This is a genomic window from Streptomyces sp. NPDC037126, from assembly GCF_055605965.1.
In genome coordinates this window covers 614,725-636,229 of record NZ_JBVJTD010000001.1, presented here as the reverse complement: position 1 = coordinate 636,229, position 21,505 = coordinate 614,725, and the positions used below count along the sequence as shown (strand labels likewise).

Annotated in this window: 20 protein-coding genes; 13 read left to right on the top strand and 7 right to left on the bottom strand. The window is 73.7% G+C overall.

From position 1 onward, the window contains the following. Positions 1-35: 35 nt before the first annotated feature. Positions 36-716 carry a response regulator gene (locus ACZ7FF_RS02900; protein WP_470808923.1) on the bottom strand — a complete coding sequence of 227 codons (681 nt, stop codon included), beginning with the start codon at positions 714-716 and terminating at the stop codon, positions 36-38. After that, entirely contained in the window at positions 713-1,945 is a 1,233-nt protein-coding gene (locus ACZ7FF_RS02895; protein WP_470808921.1) for a sensor histidine kinase, read from the bottom strand. Before ACZ7FF_RS02895 ends, ACZ7FF_RS02900 begins: the two co-directional genes overlap by 4 nt. Positions 1,946-2,150: 205 nt before the next feature. Between ACZ7FF_RS02895 and ACZ7FF_RS02890 the strand changes: the two genes are divergently transcribed. Further along, positions 2,151-3,503: a DUF3616 domain-containing protein gene (locus ACZ7FF_RS02890; RefSeq protein ID WP_470809576.1), complete on the top strand. Its 1,353-nt coding sequence runs from the start codon at positions 2,151-2,153 to the stop codon at positions 3,501-3,503. A 37-nt stretch (positions 3,504-3,540) separates the two neighbouring features. Here ACZ7FF_RS02890 and pspAA read toward each other — a convergent pair whose 3' ends face one another. After that, positions 3,541-3,819, bottom strand: a complete 279-nt coding sequence (gene pspAA, locus ACZ7FF_RS02885) for a PspA-associated protein PspAA (RefSeq protein ID WP_470808919.1) — start codon at positions 3,817-3,819, stop codon at positions 3,541-3,543. A gap of 33 nt (positions 3,820-3,852) precedes the next feature. After that, positions 3,853-4,644, bottom strand: coding sequence for a PspA/IM30 family protein (locus ACZ7FF_RS02880; RefSeq protein ID WP_452970566.1), 792 nt, complete (start codon positions 4,642-4,644; stop codon positions 3,853-3,855). Between the two features lie 248 nt (positions 4,645-4,892). Between ACZ7FF_RS02880 and ACZ7FF_RS02875 the strand changes: the two genes are divergently transcribed. The 3 genes from ACZ7FF_RS02875 to ACZ7FF_RS02865 all read left to right on the top strand — a co-directional run bounded on the left by ACZ7FF_RS02875 (position 4,893) and on the right by ACZ7FF_RS02865 (position 7,458). After that, positions 4,893-5,519, top strand: a complete 627-nt coding sequence (locus tag ACZ7FF_RS02875) for a DUF3043 domain-containing protein (protein ID WP_470808917.1) — start codon at positions 4,893-4,895, stop codon at positions 5,517-5,519. 83 nt (positions 5,520-5,602) lie between these two features. Then, positions 5,603-6,304 carry a class I SAM-dependent methyltransferase gene (locus ACZ7FF_RS02870; protein WP_470808916.1) on the top strand — a complete coding sequence of 234 codons (702 nt, stop codon included), beginning with the start codon at positions 5,603-5,605 and terminating at the stop codon, positions 6,302-6,304. Between the two features lie 56 nt (positions 6,305-6,360). Continuing rightward, positions 6,361-7,458: a S1C family serine protease gene (locus ACZ7FF_RS02865; protein WP_470808914.1), complete on the top strand. Its 1,098-nt coding sequence runs from the start codon at positions 6,361-6,363 to the stop codon at positions 7,456-7,458. Positions 7,459-7,523: 65 nt separating this feature from the next. Here the strand turns inward: ACZ7FF_RS02865 and ACZ7FF_RS02860 are convergent, their stop codons facing one another. Further along, positions 7,524-7,736, bottom strand: coding sequence for a hypothetical protein (locus ACZ7FF_RS02860; protein ID WP_452970559.1), 213 nt, complete (start codon positions 7,734-7,736; stop codon positions 7,524-7,526). 80 nt (positions 7,737-7,816) lie between these two features. On the opposite strand from ACZ7FF_RS02860, the gene ACZ7FF_RS02855 reads away from it, so the two are divergent. Then, positions 7,817-9,019, top strand: a complete 1,203-nt coding sequence (locus ACZ7FF_RS02855) for a bifunctional adenosylcobinamide kinase/adenosylcobinamide-phosphate guanylyltransferase (protein WP_470808913.1) — start codon at positions 7,817-7,819, stop codon at positions 9,017-9,019. Positions 9,020-9,022: 3 nt separating this feature from the next. Here ACZ7FF_RS02855 and ACZ7FF_RS02850 read toward each other — a convergent pair whose 3' ends face one another. Continuing rightward, complete coding sequence (locus tag ACZ7FF_RS02850; RefSeq protein WP_470808911.1) at positions 9,023-10,009, bottom strand: class I SAM-dependent methyltransferase; 987 nt, start codon at positions 10,007-10,009, stop codon at positions 9,023-9,025. Between the two features lie 133 nt (positions 10,010-10,142). Here ACZ7FF_RS02850 and cobT point away from each other — a divergent pair, with 133 nt between their 5' ends. From cobT to ACZ7FF_RS02835, 3 genes are all read left to right on the top strand, one after another. Further along, positions 10,143-11,228: a nicotinate-nucleotide--dimethylbenzimidazole phosphoribosyltransferase gene (cobT, locus tag ACZ7FF_RS02845; RefSeq protein ID WP_470808909.1), complete on the top strand. Its 1,086-nt coding sequence runs from the start codon at positions 10,143-10,145 to the stop codon at positions 11,226-11,228. Between the two features lie 95 nt (positions 11,229-11,323). Next, on the top strand, positions 11,324-13,120 hold the full coding sequence (locus ACZ7FF_RS02840) for a phosphatidylglycerol lysyltransferase domain-containing protein (RefSeq protein WP_470808907.1): 1,797 nt from the start codon (positions 11,324-11,326) through the stop codon (positions 13,118-13,120). A 21-nt stretch (positions 13,121-13,141) separates the two neighbouring features. After that, positions 13,142-13,906 carry a hypothetical protein gene (locus ACZ7FF_RS02835; protein WP_470808906.1) on the top strand — a complete coding sequence of 255 codons (765 nt, stop codon included), beginning with the start codon at positions 13,142-13,144 and terminating at the stop codon, positions 13,904-13,906. Here ACZ7FF_RS02835 and ACZ7FF_RS02830 read toward each other — a convergent pair. Continuing rightward, complete coding sequence (locus ACZ7FF_RS02830) at positions 13,846-14,610, bottom strand: hypothetical protein (RefSeq protein ID WP_470808905.1); 765 nt, start codon at positions 14,608-14,610, stop codon at positions 13,846-13,848. The genes ACZ7FF_RS02835 and ACZ7FF_RS02830 overlap by 61 nt on opposite strands. 60 nt (positions 14,611-14,670) lie before the next feature. Between ACZ7FF_RS02830 and ACZ7FF_RS02825 the strand changes: the two genes are divergently transcribed. From ACZ7FF_RS02825 to sucB, 5 genes are all read left to right on the top strand, one after another. Further along, the gene (locus ACZ7FF_RS02825; protein ID WP_470808903.1) at positions 14,671-15,456 is read left to right on the top strand and encodes an adenosylcobinamide-GDP ribazoletransferase; all 786 of its coding nucleotides are present in this window, start codon (positions 14,671-14,673) and stop codon (positions 15,454-15,456) included. 59 nt (positions 15,457-15,515) lie between these two features. Then, positions 15,516-16,193 (top strand): RDD family protein, encoded by a 678-nt coding sequence (locus tag ACZ7FF_RS02820; protein ID WP_470808902.1) that lies wholly within the window; start codon positions 15,516-15,518, stop codon positions 16,191-16,193. 182 nt (positions 16,194-16,375) lie between these two features. Beyond that, positions 16,376-17,911 (top strand): leucyl aminopeptidase, encoded by a 1,536-nt coding sequence (locus ACZ7FF_RS02815; RefSeq protein ID WP_470808900.1) that lies wholly within the window; start codon positions 16,376-16,378, stop codon positions 17,909-17,911. Between the two features lie 282 nt (positions 17,912-18,193). Next, positions 18,194-19,582 (top strand): dihydrolipoyl dehydrogenase, encoded by a 1,389-nt coding sequence (lpdA, locus tag ACZ7FF_RS02810; protein ID WP_470808898.1) that lies wholly within the window; start codon positions 18,194-18,196, stop codon positions 19,580-19,582. A gap of 61 nt (positions 19,583-19,643) precedes the next feature. Continuing rightward, positions 19,644-21,458 (top strand): 2-oxoglutarate dehydrogenase, E2 component, dihydrolipoamide succinyltransferase, encoded by a 1,815-nt coding sequence (gene sucB, locus ACZ7FF_RS02805; RefSeq protein WP_470808896.1) that lies wholly within the window; start codon positions 19,644-19,646, stop codon positions 21,456-21,458. The last annotated feature ends 47 nt before the right edge of the window (positions 21,459-21,505 follow it).

The following is a 21,505-nucleotide window of genomic DNA, read 5'->3' as shown; positions in this document are numbered from 1 at the left end:
GGGCCTACTCCGCGCGCAGTACACGCGGGTGGAGATCAGTCCATCCGCGGGCGGACCAGCCCCGACTCGTACGCGATGACGACGAGCTGCGCCCGGTCCCGGGCGCCCAGCTTGGCCATGGCCCGGTTGACGTGCGTCTTCACGGTCAGCGGGCTGACCTCCAGGCGCTCGGCGATCTCGTCGTTGGAGTGCCCGCCGGCGACCTGGACGAGCACCTCGCGCTCCCGTCCGGTGAGGGCGTCGAGCCGTTCGGAGCGAGCCGGGTCGCGGCCGTCGTCGCCGTCGCCCTGCGCCAGGAAGCGGGCGATCAGGCCCTTGGTGGCGGCCGGGGAGAGCAGGGCCTCGCCGCCCGCGGCGATCCGGATGGCGTTCAGCAGCTCCTCAGGCTCGCTGCCCTTGCCGAGGAAGCCGGAGGCGCCCGCGCGCAGCGACTGGACCACGTAGTCGTCCACCTCGAAGGTGGTCAGGATGACCACCCGGACCTGGGCGAGAGCGGGGTCGGCGCTGATCAGACGGGTGGCGGCGAGGCCGTCGGTGCCGGGCATCCGGATGTCCATGAGGACGACGTCGGCGGCCCGCTCCCCGGCGAGCCGGACCGCCTCGGCGCCGTCGGAGGCCTCCCCCACCACCTCCATGTCCGGCTCGGAGTCGACCAGCACCCGGAACGCGCTGCGCAGGAGCGCCTGGTCGTCGGCGAGCAGGACACGGATCGTCATACGGGCTCTCCCGGGGCCGGCGTGCGGGTCTCGGTGCGGGTCTTGACGGGCAGGATCGCATGGACGCGGAAGCCGCCGCCGTAGCGGGGTCCGGTGGTGAGGGTGCCGCGCAGGGCGGTGACCCGCTCCCGCATGCCGAGCAGCCCGTGCCCGCCGCCGGCCTCCGGGGCCGAGGCCTCGCCGGAGCCGTCGTCCAGGACGGTGACCTCGATGTTCGGTCCGACGCGTACGACGCTGACCTCGGCCCGGGCGTCGGTGCCCGCGTGCTTCTGCACGTTGGTCAGGGCCTCCTGGACGATCCGGTAGGCGGCGAGGTCCACGGCGGCCGGGAGCTGCGTGCCGTGGTCGGCGCGGGCCACCTCCACGCGGAGCCCGGCGCTGCGGAAGGTGGCGGCCAGCTCGTCCAGGAGGCTCAGGCCGGGGGCGGGCTCGGTGGGGGCCTCGGGGTCGCCGGACTGGCGCAGCAGGCCGACGGTCGCCCGGAGTTCGTTGAGCGCGCTGCGGCTGGCCTCACGGACGTGCGCGAGGGCCTCCTTGGCCTGGTCGGGCCGCTTGTCCATGACATGGGCGGCGACCCCGGCCTGCACGTTGACCAGGGCGATGTGGTGGGCGACGACGTCGTGCAGGTCACGGGCGATGCGCAGCCGCTCCTCGGCGACCCGGCGGCGGGCCTCCTCCTCGCGGGTGCGCTCGGCGCGCTCGGCGCGTTCCCGGATGGCCTGCACGACCGCGCGGCGGCTGCGCACGGCGTCGCCGGCGGTGGCGCCGATGCCGGTCCAGGCGAGCACGCCCAGGTTCTCCTGCGCGTACCAGGGCAGGGGGCTGCCGAGCATGGCGGCGGCGGTGAGCACGGTCATGGTGAGCAGGCCGACCCGCAGGGTGGTGGTGCGGTCGGTGGTCGAGGCGACGGTGTAGAGGGCGACCACGGCGGACATCGCGACCGGGGCGCGCGGGTCGCCGGTGACGCACTCGACCAGGGAGACGGTGCCGGTGACGGCGAGGACCGTCATGGCCGCGCGGCGGCGGAAGACGAGGGCCGCCGCGCCGAGGACCATCAGCAGCAGGCTGAGGGGGTCGGGGCTGCGGATGCCCCAGGTGACGCCGTTCGTCCCGCGGGGCACCACGAAGGAGCCGGCGACCATGCACACCAGGACGCCTGCCGCGAGGGCCGCGTCCAGGGCCAGGGGGTGTGCCCTGAGGCTGCAGCGGGCGCGGTCGAGAGTGCTCACACGTCGAACAGTACGGTTCCGTCCGGGTGTGGCGGCAAGCCGCCCGTCCCCCGGCCGTTCCCCGGCGCTTCCGGACTGTTGGGCACCCGGCCACCAGATTGATCGTCCACAGTCAACCAGTGTTGGCCGGAACTGCTCAGCCTTCTCGACGGCATTCGCCCCCGTCGACGAAAGGCACACCGTGCGCCCTCATTCACTGCGTGTGATCTGGTCCGCCGCCGCCCTCTCCCTGCTGTCGGCCGTCGGTCCGGCCGCCTCCGCGCACGCGGTCACCTACGGCACGCCGACGATCAAGCTGTCGGCCGCCTACCTGTCGGGGGCCGTCGGCAGCACCGGTGACCCGACGGTCATCGTGACCGTGGCGCAGAGCGGCGCCGACGCCTCGGCGCTGACCGTGACGGCGAGCAGGACGAGCAGGGCCACGGTGGCGGGCACCTCCGACGTCCAGGTCACCGGCACCGGGGGCAGCCGCACCGTCGCCGTCACCGCGCACGCCCAGGGCTACGCCGACCTGACCCTGAAGGTGACGGGCCTCGGCGGCAGGACGGCCACCACCACGCTGCACTACGCGGCCTCCCCCGCGGTCCAGCACTCCGCCGACGCCCGCTACCTGACCGGCGCCTCCGACGCCTCCGCCGCGGTGGACGTCGGCGGCGGGTACCTCGTCGTCGGCAACGACGAGGACAACACCCTGCGCCTCTACGACGGCTCCGCCTCGGGGGCGCCGGTGCGGACCTGGGACATGGACAGCGCGCTGGGTGCCGACAAGGAGGTCGACATCGAGGGCGCCACGCGGGTCGGGAACACCATCTACTGGACCGGGTCGCTGGGCAACAACAAGGACGGCGTGTACAAGGCGGACCGCAACACCGTCTTCACCACGACCGTCTCCGGGTCGGGCGCCGCCACCCAGCTCGCCTTCGGCACCGCCGGGCACCGGCTGCGCGACGACCTCGTGGCCTGGGACGAGGCGAACGGCGACCGGTACGGCTTCGCCGCCGGGACCGCCGACGGCCAGGTCCCCAAGGAGATCAACGGCTTCAACGTGGAGGGGCTGGAGTTCGCGCCGGGCTCCTCCACCACCGCGTACGTCGGCTTCCGCGCCCCGCTGGTGCCCCCGCAGAACGGCGGCAGGGCGCTGATCGTGCCGGTGACCAACATGGACCAGGTGGCGCGCGGCACCAAGGCGTCCTTCGGCACCCCGATCGAGCTGGACCTCGGCGGGCTGTCCGTCCGCGACCTGCGCCGCAACGACCAGGGGCAGTACCTGATCGTCGCCGGGTCGTGGGCCGCCGACGACAACAGCGACCCGCAGGCCCTTTACTCCTGGGACGGCATCGCCGGGCACCAGCCGACCAAGGTGATGGACCTGCCGACGACGGACGCGGGCGCCTGGGAGTCGGTCGTGACCGTGCCCGACCTGACCGCCGCCGGCGCCCGGGCACAGCTGATCACCGACGACGGCTCCGCCGACCTCTACGGCGACGGCACCGAGGCGAAGGACCTCAGCCACCCGGAGTGGCAGAAGTCCCGCACCACCTGGTTCACCCTGAACTGACCCGGAGCGTGTGCCCGGGCTGATCCCGGTGCGGGCCTCAGCCCGGGATCAGCCCCTCGTCGCCGAGCATCCCCCGGACCTCCTCCAGCGAGGCGTCCGGGGACGGAAGGATCAGCTGCGAGGGCTCCAGGGCGTCGTCCGGCAGCGGAGTGCCGAGCCGGCGGACGGAGTCGAGGAGGGCGCCGAGCGTGCGGCGGAAGCCCTCCTCGTCCCCGCTCTCCACCTGCTCCAGGAGCTCGTCGTCCAGCTTGTTCAGCTCGACGAAGTGGGAGTCGTCCAGCCTGACCTGGCCCTCCCCCATGATCCGTACGATCACGTCGGCCTCCTCGGCTCGGGTCCCGGCGACGGACTACTGCTTGTCGAAGCGCGGGGTGTCCTGCGGCTGCTGCTGGGACTGCCCCTGTCCGGTGCCGCCCTCGATCGCCTGCTGCGGGGTGCCACCCGCCAGCTCGGCCTTCATGCGCTGCAGTTCCAGCTCCACATCCGTACCACCGGAGAGCCGGTCCAGCTCGGCCGCGATGTCGTCCTTCGCCGTGCCCGTCGGGTCGTCCAGGGCACCGGAGGCGAGCAGCTCGTCGATGGCCCCGGCGCGGGCCTGGAGCTGCTGCGTCTTGTCCTCGGCGCGCTGGATGGCCAGGCCGACGTCGCCCATCTCCTCGGAGATGCCGGTGAAGGCCTCGCCGATCCGGGTCTGGGCCTGGGCGGCCGTGTAGGTGGCCTTGATGGTCTCCTTCTTCGTGCGGAAGGCGTCCACCTTGGCCTGCAGGCGCTGGGCCGCCAGGGTGAGCTTCTCCTCCTCGCCCTGGAGGGTCGCGTGCTGCGTCTCCAGGTCGGTCACCTGCTGCTGCAGGGCCGCACGCCGGGACAGCGCCTCGCGCGCCAGGTCCTCGCGGCCGAGCGCGAGCGCCTTGCGGCCCTGGTCCTCCAGCTTGGAGGACTGCTGCTGCAACTGGTTGAGCTGGAGTTCGAGGCGCTTGCGGCTGGTCGCCACGTCGGCGACTCCGCGGCGCACCTTCTGCAGCAGCTCCAACTGCTTCTGGTACGAGTAATCGAGGGTCTCGCGCGGGTCCTCGGCCCGGTCAAGGGCCTTGTTCGCCTTCGCGCGGAAGATCATCCCCATACGCTTCATGACACCGCTCATGGGCTTCGCGCGCCCCCTTCTGACGGACTCCAGCTCACAGATCCTGCGACAGAACCCACAGTACGGGCCCTGCATCCATTACCGCACCGTCCGGGGGCTGATGCGCTCATCCCCGAGGACGACTGCGGACGGTACCGCTCCGGCGTGAGGAGTAGGTGAACCCCCACCGGGAACCCCTCCGGAACGCCCCCTCCGTCCCCCTACAGACGTCCGGCGTTGCCGGATCGTTCCCAGCGGGACTGTGGTCCATGCCGTGGATGCCCTTACCCTTGGGTTTTGTGTTCCGTAGCCGTGCCAAGGAAGAGAAGGGCCCCACCGACAAGGTGGCGGTGAACTTCTCCAAGCAGACCCGTGACCCGCAGGCCCCCAAGGGCAGGCCCACGCCCAAGCGCAGTGAGGCCCAGTCCCAGCGCCGCAGCGTCGCCAACACGCCCACGAACCGCAAGGACGCCGCGAAGCGTCAGCGCGAGGACCGCCGTCAGGCACTGGCGCGCCAGCGCCAGGCGCTGGCCGGCGGCGACGAGCGCTATCTGCCGGCCCGGGACAAGGGCCCGGTCCGCAGGTTCGCCCGTGACTGGGTGGACTCGCGGTTCAACGTGGCGGAGTTCTTCCTGCCGCTCGCCGTGGTGATCCTCGTGCTGAGCGTGGTGCGGGTGCCCTCCATCCAGACCGTCGCGCTGCTCCTCTGGCTGGTCGTGATCGTGCTGATCGTGGCCGACGCCGCGTTCAGCGGGTTCCGCCTGCGCAAGCGGCTCGCGGAGCGCTTCCCCGGCCAGAACACGCGTGGCGCGGTCGCCTACGCCCTGATGCGGTCCCTGCAGATGCGCCGGCTCCGGCTGCCGAAGCCGCAGGTCAAGCGCGGAGAGCGGCCCTGAGCGCAGACGCTTTCACCGGGGGCGCGGCCGACGCCTGGCTGAACAGGCTGGGCGGCCTGCGTGACGTCGTACGGCAGGAGCTGGTGGCCCGGCAGCTGGACGAGCAGATAGCCGGGCGGTTCCCGGTCGGGCAGCGGCTGCGGGTGCTCGACGTGGGGATGGGCCAGGGCACGCAGGCGCTGCGGCTGGCCCGGCTCGGCCACCAGGTGACCGGGGTGGAACAGGACGCGACCATGATCGCCGCGGCCCGTGCGGCCCTGGCCGGGGAGCCGGTGGGCATCCGGGAGCGGGTCCGGCTGGTGCAGAGCGACGGGCGGGACACCGGTGTGCACTTCCTGCCGGGCGGCTTCGACGTGGTGCTGTGCCACGGCGTCCTGATGTACGTGGAGGAGCCCGACCCGCTGGTGGCGGGCCTGGCCCGGATGCTGGCCCCGGGCGGACTGCTGTCGCTCCTCGTGCGCAACGGCGACGCGCTCGCCGTGCGGCCGGGCCTCGCCGGGGACTGGGCGGGCGCGCTGGCCGCCTTCGACACCACCTCGTACCGCAACCGCCTGGGCCTGGACGTGCGGGCCGACCGGCTGTCGGCGCTCACCGCCACCCTCGCCGGCATCAACGCCCCCCTCCACGCCTGGTACGGCGTCCGGGTCTTCACGGACACGGCGCCGGACGGCGCCGCGATACCCGGCGACCTGGAGACCCTGCTCGCGGCCGAGGAGCGGGCCGGGCGCACGGACCCCTACCGCGGGGTGGCGGCGCTGCTGCATCTGTGCGGAGTACGCGGCTGAGCCCGTTCAGGGGAACACGGCGGGCCCGGTGATCATCCCGAGGTGAGACTCGGGGCATGGACGCTTTCCGTACCCGTGTCCCCCGCGGATCCGGCCCCCGTGCGGCGCTGAGGGCCGTGGGCGTCGCCGCGCTGCTGTGCTGCGCCGCGCTCGCCGCCGGCTGCGCCGGGCCGCCCGCCCCCGCCGGCGACGGCACCTCGGCGGACGCCCGGACGGCGGTGCCGGTGACCGCGGGCGGCCTGCAGAGCGCGTACCAGAAGGTCATCAGGGAGGTCCTGCCGTCGGTCGTGCAGATCGAGGCGAGCCGTGACCTGGGCTCCGGGGTGGTGTACGACGACCGGGGGCACATCGTCACCAACGCGCACGTGGTCGGCTCCGAGCGGACGTTCAGGGTGACCACCGCGAACAGCGAGGAGCCGCTGACCGCGCGCCTGGTCTTCTCCTACCCCGACCAGGATCTCGCCGTGATCAGGCTGGACAAGGCGCCGCCCGGGCTGAAGCCGGCGGTCCTCGCCGACTCCGCGAAGGTGGAGGTGGGCCAGATCGTCCTGGCCATGGGCTCGCCGCTCGGGCTCTCCTCCAGCGTGACCCAGGGCATCGTCTCGGCGACCGGACGGACCGTCAGCGAGGGGCAGAGCGACGGGGGCACGGGCGCCACCATCGCGAACATGGTGCAGACGTCGGCCGCCATCAACCCCGGCAACAGCGGCGGCGCCCTGGTCGACCTGGACGGGCGGGTCATCGGCATCCCGACGCTCGCCGCGGGCGACCCGGGCCTCGGCGGGGCTGCGGCGGCCGGCATCGGCTTCGCCATCCCGGCGTCGATGGTGCGGACCGTCGCCGGGCAGATCGTCAAGGAGGGCAAGGTCCTCGACTCGGGGCGGGCCGCGCTCGGCATCACCGGGCGGACCGTGGTGGACGAGGGCTACCGGCCGGCCGGGGCCGCCCTGGTCACGGTCAGGAGCGACGGCGCGGCCGCCGCGGCGGGTCTGCGCCCCGGGGACGTCGTCACCCGGCTCGGCGACCGGCCCGTCACCACCATCACCTCGCTGTCCGAGGCGCTGGCCGCGATCAGTCCCGGGCAGCGGACGTCGGTGACGTACCTGCGGGGCGGCGCGGACAGGACGGCGGAGGTGACGCTCGGCGAACAGTGAGGAGGGGTGCGGCCCCGGGGCCCTCTGCGGGTACGGCGTCCGGCCCTCCTCACCGCCGGGCCGGGCTAGGAGGCGTCGGCGTGCAGGCTCATCGGCCCGTAGATCTCGGCGGTCTCCTCGAACAGCCGCACCTGGTCCGCGCCGCCCTCCTGGAGCGCCTTCCAGTGCTCCCCGATCCAGGACTCGGCATCCCCCTGCGTGGTGAACTCCTCGGGCTGCACGGCGGGCTGGACCTCCGTCCCGTCGGCCTTCTCGAACCGCCACGTCCATGCCGTCATGTGGGCCTCCTTGTGATCCAACACCTGCTGGAAGACTAGCCGGAAGCGCAAGACCTGATCAGACAGGCGAAAATCGACCCGTGGAAATCACTCTGCTCGGTACTGGCGCCCCGGCGGGGCTGCCCCGGCCCGACTGCCCCTGCGCCTGCTGTGCGGCCGCGCTGGGGCCGGACGCGCGGGCGGCTACCGCGCTGCTCGTGGACGGGGCGGTGCTGCTCGACCTGACGCCGGGCGCGGCGTTCGCGGCGGCGCGGGCCGGGCATTCGCTGGCCGGGGTGCGGCAGGTACTGCTGTCGCATCCGCACGACGGTCCCGCGGTGGAGGTGCCGGCCGGGCTGCCGCAGCCCGGCCGGGTGCCGGACGGGCGGGAGTTGGCGCTGCTGACGGGGCATCGGGTGCGGGCCGTGGCGATGGACACGGGCGGCACCGGGTACGCGGTGACCGGGCCGGACGGGCAGCGGCTGCTGTACCTGCCGCCCGGCGGGGCGCCGGCCGGTCTGGAGGAGGCGACGGCCGAGGAGTACCACATGGTCCTCGCGGACGTCGTGGGCCGCCCGGACGCGCTGGCCCGGCTGCGGGCGGTCGGCTCCGCCGGCCCGACGACGGACGTCGTCGCCGTCCACCTCGACCACGACGTGCCGCCCGGCCCGGAGTTGCGGCGGCGCCTGGCCGCCGCGGGGGCACGTGCGGTGCCGGACGGTACGACGCTGGTGGTCGGGGCGTACGAGGACGTGCCGGACGTGCCGCGCCGGACGCTGGTGCTGGGCGGGGCCCGCTCGGGCAAGTCCGTGGAGGCCGAGCGGCGCCTGGAGTCCTTCCCCGACGTGCTGTACGTGGCGACCGGCGGGACGCGGGGCGGGGACACCGAGTGGGCGGCGCGGGTCGCCACGCACCGGGAGCGGCGGCCGGGGTCGTGGCGCACGACGGAGACGACGGATCTGGTGCCGCTGCTCGCCGGGGACGGGCCGCCGCTGCTGATCGACTGCCTGTCGCTGTGGCTGACCGACGTCATGGACTCGGTCGGGGCGTGGGACGACGCGGAGTGGGCGGGGGGCGGGGAGAAGGCGCTGCGCGAGCGGGTGCGGGAGCTGGCCGACGCGGTGCGCGGTGCCCGGCGCACGGTGGTGGCCGTGTCGAACGAGGTGGGGTCGGGCATCGTCCCCGCCACCGCGTCCGGCCGCCGGTACCGGGACGAACTCGGGCGCCTGAACGCGGCGTTCGCGGCGGAGTGCGAGCAGGTGCTGCTGGTCGTGGCGGGGCAGGCGCTGGTGCTGCGGGGCTGACCGCTACGCCGGGTCCTTGCGGGCGACCACGCGGTACCCGTTGGAGAACGGGGTGTGGCGGAGCAGGGGTGCGAGGGTCTGGTCCAGGGCCCAGGCGACGTCGAGCAGGGGGCTCGCGAGGGACTTCAGCACGGGGTGCGCGGGGGCCAGGGCCAGGGTGAGGGCCGCCGAGAGGTCGTAGGGGACGTGGGGGTCGCTCCGGTCCGTGACGAGGATCGTGCAGCCCTGGTCCCGCAGTTCCGCGCGGAGGTTGGCGAGCGGCGGCAGGTGCAGATGGCGCGGCTGGCCGTACGGGAGCCACCAGCGGCCGAGCAGCGCGGCGAACGCGCAGCGCGGGTCGGGGACCTCGACGACGAGGTGGCCGCCGGGGCGCAGCACCGCGAGGGCCGCGCGGAGTTCGGCGCGCGGGTCGGGGGTGTGCTCCAGATGGTGGAACATGCTGACCACGTCGTAGCGGGCGCGCAGCCGGGCCGCGGTGCCGGGGGTCGTGAGGTAGCCGCGGTGGGCCTCCTCGATCCGTTCCTCCAGGAGCGCCTGTTCGACCCGGGCGGTCGGGTCCAGGCCGTCGAAGCTGGTGTACGGGAAGAACTCCTTCGCCGCCTGGGGGAAGCGGGCCCGGCCCGTGCCCACGTCCAGCCAGCTCTCCGGCTCGGGCAGGGACGAGAGCCGCCGGGCGGCGGACCGGTGCCGGCGGCGGACCGCCCGGGGCGACAGGACGCGGGCGGCGAACTCCGCCAACTCCCGTTCGTAGTAGTCCCGGTGGAAGAAGGCGAGTCCCTCCGCCGTGAGCCGGGGGTTCTGGAAGGTGTGCCGGCAGTCGCCGCACTCGTCGAGGACGAACGTGCCCGCCCGGTGCCGCAGCGGGTCGCCCGCCCGCACCCGGGTCCGCAGGCGCGCCGAGCCGCACCAGGGGCAGTCCTCGCGGCGCGGTTCGAGGAACGGGTCGGCGGACCGCGGGAGGGTCTCCGGGGTGAGGGGCGAGGTCGACATGGGCGACTCCCTGTGTGACATTCCACTGCAAACCGGAACGTATGGGATCCCGATCTTGGGTGCAATGACGTCGTGCGGGCGTGGTGGCCACGTGGCGCCGAGACGTTCGTTCGCTGGCGGTACTGTTCGGCGAATGAGCAGGCTTAATCTGGACGACTTCACCGATCTGATCGAGCGCCCGGACGGGGGCGTGCGCCGTGACGCCGAGGCCCGCCGGGAACGTCAGATCGTGCCGCCCGGGGCGCTGGGGCGGCTGGACGAGCTGGGTGAGTGGCTGGCCGCCGCGCAGGGCGCGGTGCCGGTGAGGCCGGTCGAACGGCCTCGGGTGATCCTCTTCGCAGGTGACCACGGCGTCGCCGGGCTGGGCGTCTCGGCGCGGCCCGCGGGCGGCGCGGCGGAGCTGGTGCGGGCCGTGCTGGAGGGCGCGAGCCCGGTGGCGGTGCTCGCACGCCGGCTCGAGGTGCCGGTACGGGTCGTGGACATGGCCCTGGACTGCCCGCCGGACGCCTTCCCCGAGGACGTCGTGCGGCACCGGGTGCGGCGCGGCAGCGGCCGTATCGACATCGAGGACGCGCTCACCCTGGACGAGGCCGAGGCCGCCCTGCGGGCGGGCGTCGCCGTCGCCGACGAGGAGGCCGACTCGGGTACCGACCTGGTGGTGCTGGGCGACGTCAGCGTGGGCGGGACGACGGCGGCGGCGGTGCTGGTCGCCGCGCTGTGCGGCACCGACGCCTCGGTGGTGACCGGGCGCGGCGGGCTCGCGATCGACGACCTGGCGTGGATGCGCAAGTGCGCGGCGATCCGCGACGCGCTGCGCCGGGCGCGGCCGGTGCTCGGGGACCAGCTGCAGCTGCTCGCGGCCGTGGGCGGGGCGGACCTGGCGGCGATGACCGGGTTCCTGCTCCAGTGCGCGGTGCGCAAGCTGCCGGTGATCCTGGACGGGCTGGTGGCCTCCGCGTGCGCGCTGGTCGGGCAGCGGGTCGCCTTCCGGGCGCCGGACTGGTGGCTGGCCGGGCACGACAGCGGGGAGCCGGGACAGGCCAAGGCGCTGGACCGGATGGCACTGGAGCCGCTGCTCGACCAGGGGGTGAAGGTCGGCGAGGGCCTGGGCGCGCTGCTGGCCCTGCCACTGGTGCGGGCCGCGGCCGCGCTGTCCGCCGAGCTTCCCGAGAAGGAGCCGGCGCGGGAGCCCGGGAAGGAGCCCGAGGAGCAGGAGTAGCCGGCCGGGCGGGTGGCGCGGTGATGGTGAGACCACCGGCCACCGCGGCCGGATGAGTGCGGTTCACCAGGGCGGCCCCCATATGATCCTTCCTCATGGGAGATGCCCGAATTGCGGTGCCGCAGCGAGTCGAGGCGGAGGGCCCCGGCGAGGAGGGGCGGCGGTCGGCCGGGGCTTCCCGGCGAGCCGCCGCCTTCGCCGTCTGGTACCTGCGGACCGTCGCCTTCATCAACTTCCTCAGCGCGGTGTGGGTCTCGCTCTACCAGGACGTACGCCGGCACAACCAGGACGACTTCTTCACGCCGTACCTGCTGACGGCGGGCTTCGCCTCCGGGGTGTTCACCACGTTCCTGGCGATCACCATGCGGCGCCGCAAACGGGCCGCCTGGATCCTCAACCTCGTGCTCAGCGGCGCCTTCCTGGCCCTGTTCGCGTTCGCCATGGCCTTCCCCGAGATCCGGCGGTACGCGCAGAACTGGGTCTCGCTGGCGCTCACGGCCGGCTTCGTCGGGGCGCTGCTGGTCGGCCGCCGGGAGTTCTACGCCAAGGGCGACCGGTCCAACCCGCGGCTCGCGGCGACCGTCGCCGTGGTCGGCGGGCTGGTCGCGAGCCTGCTGGCCGTGCTGCTGGTGACGGTCACCAACCAGGCGCCGGACGCGCGCCGTTCGACCTTCGCGGAGCGCTGGCACTACGGCGCCCTGCGCCTGGTCTCGGTGGCCGCCGACGAGACCAGGTTCCCCGGCGTCGCCCCGCCCAACTGGGCCAACGTCGCCATCAACGTGCTGAGCACCCTCCTCGTCCTCGCCGTGTTCTACGCCGCGTTCCGTTCCCGGCGTGCCGTCGACGCGCTCGACGAGGAGGACGAGAAGCGGCTGCGGGCGCTGCTGGAGCGGCACGGCGAGCGGGACTCGCTCGGGTACTTCGCGCTGCGCCGGGAGAAGAGCGTGGTGTGGTCGCCGACCGGGAAGGCGGCCGTCGCCTACCGCGTGGTCGGCGGGGTGAGCCTCGCCTCCGGCGACCCGATCGGCGATCCGGAGGCCTGGCCCGGGGCCATCGCGCCGTGGCTGGCCGAGGCGCGGGCGCACGGCTGGATCCCGGCGGTGATGGGGGCGAGCGAGGAGGCGGGCACCGTCTACGCGCGGCACGGCCTCGACGCCCTCGAACTCGGTGACGAGGCGCTCGTGGAGGTCGCCGACTTCACCCTGGACGGACGCGCGATGCGGACCGTGCGGCAGGCCTACAACCGGGTGAAGCGGGCCGGCTACGAGGTGCGCATCCGGCGCCACCAGGACATCCCGGTGGGTGAGATGGCGTATCTCGTCGAGCGCGCGGACGACTGGCGGGACGGGGCGACCGAGCGCGGGTTCAGCATGGCGCTGGGCCGGCTGGGTGACCCCGAGGACGGCGGATGCGTGATGCTGGAGTGTACGGACGCCGAGGGCAGACTGCGTGCGCTGCTGTCCTTCGTGCCGTGGGGGCCGCAGGGTCTTTCGCTGGACCTGATGCGGCGCGACCGGGACTCCGACAACGGGCTGATGGAATTCATGGTCATCGAACTGCTGCGCCGTTCGGACGAGATCGGGATCACCCAGGTCTCGCTCAACTTCGCGATGTTCAGGTCCGTCTTCGAACGTGGCGCACGCCTCGGCGCCGGTCCGGTGCTGAGGCTGTGGCGGTCGCTGCTCAGCTTCTTCTCCCGCTGGTGGCAGATCGAGTCGCTGTACCGCGCCAACGCCAAGTACCGGCCCATCTGGGAGCCGCGCTTCCTGCTCTTCGAGAAGAGCGCGGACCTGCTGCGCATCGGCCTCGCGTCGGCTCGCGCGGAAGGCTTCCTGGAGGCGCCGGGACTGCCGAAGTGGCTGCACCGCAGGCACCTCGGCACCCACAGATAGCCGCACGGTGAGGAACGCTGGATGAACAGGCTCGCCCGCTGGGCCCGCGCCGAGTGGGGGCTGCTGTACGTCACGGTGCGCGAGCCCCTGCTGAAGCTGCGCCTGCGGGCGGTGCCGATGACCGTCGCGACGGTCTGCCTGACGGCCCTGCTGCAGTACGTGCAGAACCGGTCCTGGGGTTACCAGCTGGTGCAGAACCTCGGGGCCGTGCGGGCCCAGGATTCGCTGTGGCCGGCGCTGCTGCGCACTCCCCTGTCACTGTTCGTGCCCGCGCTCGACCTGCCGGTGTGGGGGGCGCTGGCGCAGATCCTGTTCGTGTTCGGGATCGCCGAGGCGTGCCTCGGCTGGTGGCGGACGCTGGCCATCGCGTACGTCGCCACGCTCGCCGGGACGCTGTACGCGCGCATCGGCATCGGTCTCGGCCAGCACGCCCTGTTCGGGCTGCCGTGGACGGACGCGCAGGTGGTGGACACCGGACCGTCGGCGGCCGTGGTGGGGCTCGCCGTGTTCGCCGCCTGGCGGTACGGCGCCTACCTGACGGCGGGCGCGGTGACCCTGGCGATGGTCGCGGAGGTGCTGGTCAAGGAGAACCTGGCGGGCAAGGAGCACCTGGCGGCGCTGATGGCGGTGGGGGTGCTGTGCCTGGGGGTGGCGGTGCGCCACCGGTACGGGCACCAGCTGCGCCACGGGCTGCGCCGGGCGTCCGGCCACGGCACCCGGCTGGTTCACCGGCGGCCGGGCAGCCGGACCGGGCGCGGGTCGGGTTTGCCGCCGATCCAGTCCTGAAGGGCGCGGCGGGGCCCGGCCCAGCGGCGGTCGTGGCGGTAGGCGCGCAGGGCGGACTTGGCGCGGGCGCGGGGGCGGCGGCCGTAGAAGCGGCGGGCCCACGGCGAGCCGGGGCGGGCGAGCCGGACCGCGCCGACGAGCGCGACCAGCGGCACGATCACCCCGAACACCGCTGTCCGGGCCTTGCCCTTGCTGAGGGCGACCAGGGAGAGCAGGAAGTTGCCGGCGATGTTGGAGATGACCGTGCCCCGGTCGGCCAGTTCCTGCTGGGACAGGTCGTTGACGCCGAACGGCGCGAACCCGGCCAGCAGCAGGGCCACGAGGGCGGCGGTGAGCACGACGACCTCGACGCTCTTGCGGCCCTGCTCGGTCCAGTAGACGTCGTCCAGGTGCAGGATCAGCGCGAACTCGTCCAGGACCAGGCCCACGCCGGTGCCGAACAGGACGGCCGCGACGACCGCGCCGGCTCCGTGCCGGTCGCTGGCGACGGCGCCGAAGCCGCCGGCGATGGTGAGGGCGATCCCGGGGACGACGTGGTGGATGTGCATCCCGCCCGCGCTGACGTTGTGGAACGGGCCTCTCCCGGCCCGGATCAGACGGGTGATCACCCGGGTGACCACGAACGTCGCGACGAAGGCGGCGAGGGCGAGCAGCAGGGGCAGCTTGCCCGGTTCGACGATGTTCCGCACCCACCAGTGCCCCATGTGCGCACTTTATCCCCGGCACCCGGGGGCGGCCCGCGGGCCGCCGGGTAACCTGCGCCGGTGCTCAAGTCCTCCCCGCTCGACGGCCTCCGCTTCGCCTTCGGCACGCTGACCGTGCTGCCCGTACGGGTGCACCGCTGGGACCGTGACGCCGCGCGCGGGGGGATGCTGAGCGCCGTCGCGGTCGGGCTGGTCGTCGGCGCCCTCGCGGCCGGGCTCGCGCTGCTGCTGCTCCTGCTGGGCGCCGGCCCGCTGCTCGCCGCCGTCGGCTCCGTCGCCGTACCGGCCGCGCTGACCCGCGGGCTGCACCTCGACGGGCTCGCCGACACGGCCGACGGGCTGGGCAGCGGCAAGCCCGCCGAGGACGCGCTGAGGATCATGAAGCAGTCGGACATCGGGCCGTTCGGCGTCCTCACCCTGGTGCTCGTACTGCTGGCCCAGGTGGCCGTGCTGGCGCAGCTCTTCGGCGACTCGTGGGCGCGGGGCACGGCGGCGGCGGTGACCTCGGCGGTGACCGCCCGGCTCGCGCTCACCCTGGCCGCGCGCGGCGGGGTGCCGGCCGCCCGGCCGGAGGGACTGGGGGCGGCCGTCGCCGGGGTGGTGCCGGTGCCGGGGGCGCTGGCCCTCGCGGCCCTGTGCACGGCCGGCGCCGCCGCCTGGGGCACGTTCCTCGGCCCGTACGGCGGGCCGCGCGCGGCGGCCGCGGTGCTGCTCTCCCTCGCCGTCGCCGAACTCCTGCTGCGCCGCTGCACCCGCCGCTTCGGCGGGGTCACGGGCGACGTGTTCGGCGCGCTCGCGGAGACGGCCGCGACGACGGCGCTGGTGGTGCTGTCGTTCGGCCGGTGATCAACCGGACGCTAGGCTCTTCGCCCGTACACGGACATGAAGTGTGATCGGGGGACTCCGTGCTCAAGCTGCGCCGCGCCATGGCCTGGTGCGTCGACTTCGGCCTGGTGGCGAGCGTGGCGGCACTGCTCGCCGTGCTCACCTTCCACCGGATCACCGCGCTCGTCACGGACGTGCCGGACCTGGCCACCCGCGGCGGGCTGGACCTGCTGACCTCGCGCGGCGACGTCGTCGGCGCCTCCAGGACCTTCGGCCTGTCGCTGTGGGGCAGCGTGGTGCTGGACGTGGAGGAGGCCTTCGGGGCGCTCGTCGTCGTCACGTTCCTCTACCAGTGGGCCTGTCTGGCGCTGCTCGGCCGCACGCTCGGCAAGGGCCTGCTCGGTCTGCGGGTCACCCCGCGGCTGTCCCGGCACGCCCTGCGCCGGGCCGCCGTCACCACCGCCGCCGACGTCGCGGTGTACGCGCTGGCCTGCGTGCTGCTGGTCCAGGGCCGGCTGGTGCTGTCGGTGCTGGTGTGGGCGGTCGCGGTGGTGCTGTTCCTGGTCAACGCCCTGCCGGTGTTCCTCGCCGGCCGCCGCTCCCTCGCCGACCGGCTGGCCGGCACCTCGGTCGAGGGGGTGCTCCGGCGCATGGAGGCCGAGCCATGGGTGAGCGCCCGGAAGGTCCCCGGTGCCGGATCCGTGACGGAACCGCGGCGCCCGGGCGCGAGAAGTGGCCACGGCGCCACGCACAGGTGAACACCCGCAGGAATGAGCGAACGGGCACACGCGCGTAGTCTCGTCCCGGGTGTTCGCCGACAGGGTGAAGGCCCCGGTTGCCACCTGTCCCCAGGCCTGGGCCTAGGGTCGGCTCTCGGGCCCGGTCGACCCACCCCACATCGGCCACAGCAACTTCACATCGGAAGCGAGAACTCACCACCGTGACTGCTCTGACTCTCAGCACCGCCGCGGCGCCCGGCCTGCGGGCCGACGCGATCGTGATCGGTGTCGCCAAGGGCACCAAGGGGCCCGTCGTAGCGCCGGGCGCCGAGGCCGTGGACAAGGCGTACGACGGCAAGCTGGCCGGCGTCCTGGAGACCCTCGGCGCCTCGGGTGCCGAGGGCGAGCTGACGAAGCTGCCCGCCCCGGCCGGCTTCAAGGCCCCGCTCGTGGTGGCGGTGGGCCTGGGCGCGGAGCCCGACGCCAAGGACACCGACGCCGGCTACGAGGCCGAGGCGCTGCGCAGGGCCGCCGGCGTGGCCGCCCGGGCGCTCGCCGGCTCGAAGAAGGCGGCGTTCGCGCTGCCCGTCGACAGCCCCGGCGCCGTCGAGGCGATCGGCGAGGGCGTGCTGCTCGGCTCCTACTCCTTCGACTCCTACAAGGACAACGGCAAGGACGCCAAGGCCAGGAACGGCAAGGCCCCGCTGGCCGAGGCCGCGCTGCTCGGCGGCAAGCCGCGCGACGCCGCCCACAAGGGCGCGGTCGCCCGGGCCGTCGCGGTCTGCGAGGAGCTGAACCGCGCCCGCGACCTGATCAACACCCCGCCGAACGACCTGACCCCCGCGATCTTCGCCGGGATCGCCCAGGCCGCGGCCAAGGAGCACGGCCTCAAGGTGCAGGTGCTCGACGACAAGGCCCTCGTCAAGGGCGGCTACGGCGGCATCCTCGGCGTCGGCGTCGGCTCGGCCGCGACCCCGCGCCTGGTCAAGGTGTCGTACACGCACCCCAAGGCGGGCAAGCACCTGGCCTTCGTCGGCAAGGGCATCACCTACGACTCGGGCGGCATCTCGCTGAAGCCGGCCGGTCACAACGAGACGATGAAGTGCGACATGAGCGGCGCCGCCGCCGTGCTCGCCGCCGTCGTCGCCGCCGCCCGGCTCGGCCTGGAGGTCAGCGTCACCGGCTGGCTGGCGCTGGCCGAGAACATGCCCTCCGGTTCCGCCGTCCGCCCGGGCGACGTGCTGCGCATGTACAGCGGCAAGACCGTCGAGGTCCTCAACACCGACGCCGAGGGCCGGCTGGTCCTCGCCGACGCCCTGTGGGCGGCCTCGCAGGAGAACCCGGACGCGATCGTGGACGTCGCCACGCTGACCGGCGCGATGGTGCTGGCGCTCGGCAGCCGGACGTTCGGCGTCATGGCCAACGACGAGGCGTTCCGCTCCGCGGTGCACGAGGCCGCGGAGGAGGTCGGCGAGCCCGCGTGGCCGATGCCGCTGCCGGAGCACCTGCGCAAGGGCATGGAGTCCCAGGTCGCCGACATCGCCAACATGGGTGAGCGCATGGGCGGCGGCCTGGTCGCCGGCCTGTTCCTGCGCGAGTTCGTGGGCGAGGGCATCACGTGGGCACACCTCGACATCGCCGGGCCGGCGTTCAACGAGGGCGGGCCGTTCGGCTACACGCCCAAGGGCGGCACCGGTTCCGCCGTGCGGACGCTGGTGCGTCTCGCCGAGCTGACGGCCGCGGGGGACCTGGGCTGAGTCGCCCGGGGGCCCGGCCGCTTCCGCGGCGGGGCGGCCACAGGGGCGCGGGGGCTGTTCGCGCAGTTCCCCGCGCCCCTGCCTGTGCACACCTTCGATTCCGTGCGCACGTGGGGTGTCTCACACTCCAGCCCGGCGTCTCGTACGCCTCGAACAAGTGCAAAGATGGAGCCCGGCAGGACAGGGCCCCCACCGAAGGGCCGAAGCATCAAGCGGCCGGACACCAGCCGCCCGCCGGTCACTGGAGATCGGCGCAAGGCGCACATGCATGGAGGACGTGACGTGGCGAACGACGCCAGCACCGTTTTCGACCTAGTGATCCTCGGCGGTGGTAGCGGTGGTTACGCCGCGGCCCTGCGGGGAGCGCAGCTGGGCCTGGACGTCGCCCTGATCGAGAAGGACAAGGTCGGCGGCACCTGCCTGCACCGGGGTTGCATCCCCACCAAGGCCCTGCTGCACGCGGGCGAGATCGCCGACCAGGCCCGCGAGAGCGAGCAGTTCGGCGTCAAGGCCACCTTCGAGGGCATCGACGTCCCGGCCGTCCACAAGTACAAGGACGGCGTGATCGCCGGCCTGTACAAGGGCCTGCAGGGTCTGATCGCGTCCCGCAAGGTGACCTACATCGAGGGTGAGGGCCGGCTGTCCTCCCCCACCTCCGTCGACGTGAACGGACAGCGCGTCCAGGGCCGCCACGTCCTGCTGGCGACCGGCTCCGTGCCGAAGTCGCTGCCGGGCCTGGAGATCGACGGCAACCGGATCATCTCCTCCGACCACGCCCTCGTCCTGGACCGCGTGCCGAAGTCCGCGATCATCCTCGGCGGCGGTGTCATCGGCGTCGAGTTCGCCTCGGCGTGGAAGTCCTTCGGCGCGGACGTCACGGTCATCGAGGGCCTGAAGCACCTCGTGCCGGTCGAGGACGAGAACTCCTCGAAGCTCCTCGAGCGCGCGTTCCGCAAGCGCGGCATCAAGTTCAACCTCGGCACCTTCTTCCAGAAGGCCGAGTACACCCAGGACGGGGTCAAGGTCAGCCTGGCGGACGGCAAGGAGTTCGAGGCCGAGGTCCTCCTCGTCGCCGTCGGCCGCGGCCCGGTCTCCCAGGGCCTGGGCTACGAGGAGGCCGGGGTCGCCATGGACCGCGGCTACGTCCTCGTGGACGAGTACATGCGGACCAACGTTCCGACCATCTCCGCCGTGGGCGACCTCGTCCCGACGCTCCAGCTCGCGCACGTCGGCTTCGCCGAGGGCATCCTGGTGGCGGAGCGTCTGGCCGGTCTGAAGGTCGTCCCGATCGACTACGACGGTGTCCCGCGGGTGACGTACTGCCACCCGGAGGTCGCCTCCGTCGGCATCACCGAGGCCAAGGCCAAGGAGATCTACGGCGCGGACAAGGTCGTCGCTCTGAAGTACAACCTGGCGGGCAACGGCAAGAGCAAGATCCTCAACACCGCGGGCGAGATCAAGCTCGTCCAGGTGAAGGACGGTGCCGTGGTCGGCGTCCACATGGTCGGCGACCGCATGGGTGAGCAGGTCGGCGAGGCCCAGCTGATCTACAACTGGGAGGCGCTGCCGGCCGAGGTCGCCCAGCTCATCCACGCCCACCCGACGCAGAACGAGGCGATGGGCGAGGCGCACCTGGCGCTCGCCGGCAAGCCGCTGCACTCCCACGACTGAGCCTTCGGTCAACGGGCGCGACGACACAGACTTCCGCAATTCGTTAGGAGCAACCGAAACCATGGCGGTTTCCGTAACCCTTCCGGCGCTCGGTGAGAGCGTCACCGAGGGCACTGTCACCCGCTGGCTGAAGGCCGAGGGCGAGCGCGTCGAGGCCGACGAGCCGCTGCTCGAGGTCTCGACCGACAAGGTCGACACCGAGATCCCCTCGCCCGCCGCCGGCGTGCTGGCCTCCATCAAGGTCGCCGAGGACGAGACCGTCGAGGTCGGCGCCGAGCTGGCCGTCATCGACGACGGCTCCGGCGCCCCCGCGGCCGCCCCGGCCCCCGCCGCCGCCGAGGCCCCCGCCCCGGCTCCGGCCGCCGAGCCCGCCGCGGCCCCGGCCGCCGAGGCCCCTGCCGCCCCGGCCCCCGCCGCCGCTCCGGCCGCCGCTCCGGCCGCCGCCCCCGCCGGTGGCGCCCAGGGCACCGACGTGGTCCTGCCCGCGCTCGGTGAGTCCGTCACCGAGGGCACCGTCACCCGCTGGCTGAAGTCGGTCGGCGACTCCGTCGAGGCCGACGAGCCGCTGCTCGAGGTCTCCACGGACAAGGTCGACACCGAGATCCCGGCGCCCGCCTCCGGCGTGCTGCTGGAGATCGTGGTCGGCGAGGACGAGACCGCCGAGGTCGGCGCCAAGCTCGCCGTCATCGGCGCGCCCGGTGCCGCCCCGGCCGCCGCGCCGGCTCCGGCCGCCCCGGCCCCCGCCGCAGCTGCCCCGGCCGCCCCGGCCCCGGCTCCGGCCGCTCCGGCTCCGGCCGCTCCGGCTCCGGCCCCCGCCGCTCCGGCCGCGCCCGTCGCTGCCGCCCCGGCCCCGGCCCCGGCCCAGCCCGCGGCCCCGGCGCCCGCCCCGGCTCCGGTCACCCCGGCCACCGCGCCCACCTCCCCGACCGCCACCCAGGCGACCGACGAGGGCGCGTACGTGACCCCGCTGGTGCGCAAGCTCGCCGCCGAGAACGGCGTCGACCTGGCCACCGTCAAGGGCACCGGCGTCGGCGGCCGCATCCGCAAGCAGGACGTCATCGCCGCCGCCGAGGCCGCGAAGGCCGCCGCGCCGGCTCCGGCCGCCGCTGCCGCCGCGCCCGCCGCGAAGAAGGCCCCCGCCCTGGAGGTCTCCCCGCTGCGCGGCCAGACCGTCAAGATGCCGCGCATCCGCAAGGTCATCGGCGACAACATGGTCAAGGCGCTGCACGAGCAGGCCCAGCTGTCGTCGGTCGTCGAGGTCGACGTCACCCGCCTGATGAAGCTGCGCGGCAAGGCGAAGGACTCGTTCGCGGCCCGCGAGGGCGTCAAGCTCTCCCCGATGCCGTTCTTCGTGAAGGCCGCGGCCCAGGCGCTGAAGGCCCACCCGGTCGTCAACGCCAAGATCAACGAGGCCGAGGGCACGATCACCTACTTCGACTCCGAGAACATCGGGATCGCGGTGGACTCCGAGAAGGGCCTGATGACCCCGGTCATCAAGCGCGCCGGCGACCTCAACATCGCGGGCATCGCCAAGGCCACGGCGGAGCTGGCGGGCAAGGTCCGCGCCAACAAGATCACCCCGGACGAGCTGTCCGGCGCGACCTTCACCATCTCCAACACCGGTTCGCGCGGCGCGCTGTTCGACACGATCATCGTGCCGCCGGGCCAGGTCGCCATCCTCGGCATCGGTGCCACGGTCAAGCGTCCGGCCGTCATCGAGACGGAGGAGGGCACGGTCATCGGCGTCCGCGACATGACCTACCTGACCCTCTCCTACGACCACCGCCTGGTCGACGGCGCCGACGCGGCCCGCTACCTGACGGCGGTCAAGGCGATCCTGGAGGCGGGCGAGTTCGAGGTCGAGCTCGGCCTGTAACACCCGCCCCGCCGCGACACGTCGGTGCCCTTGCCGGAACCCTCCGG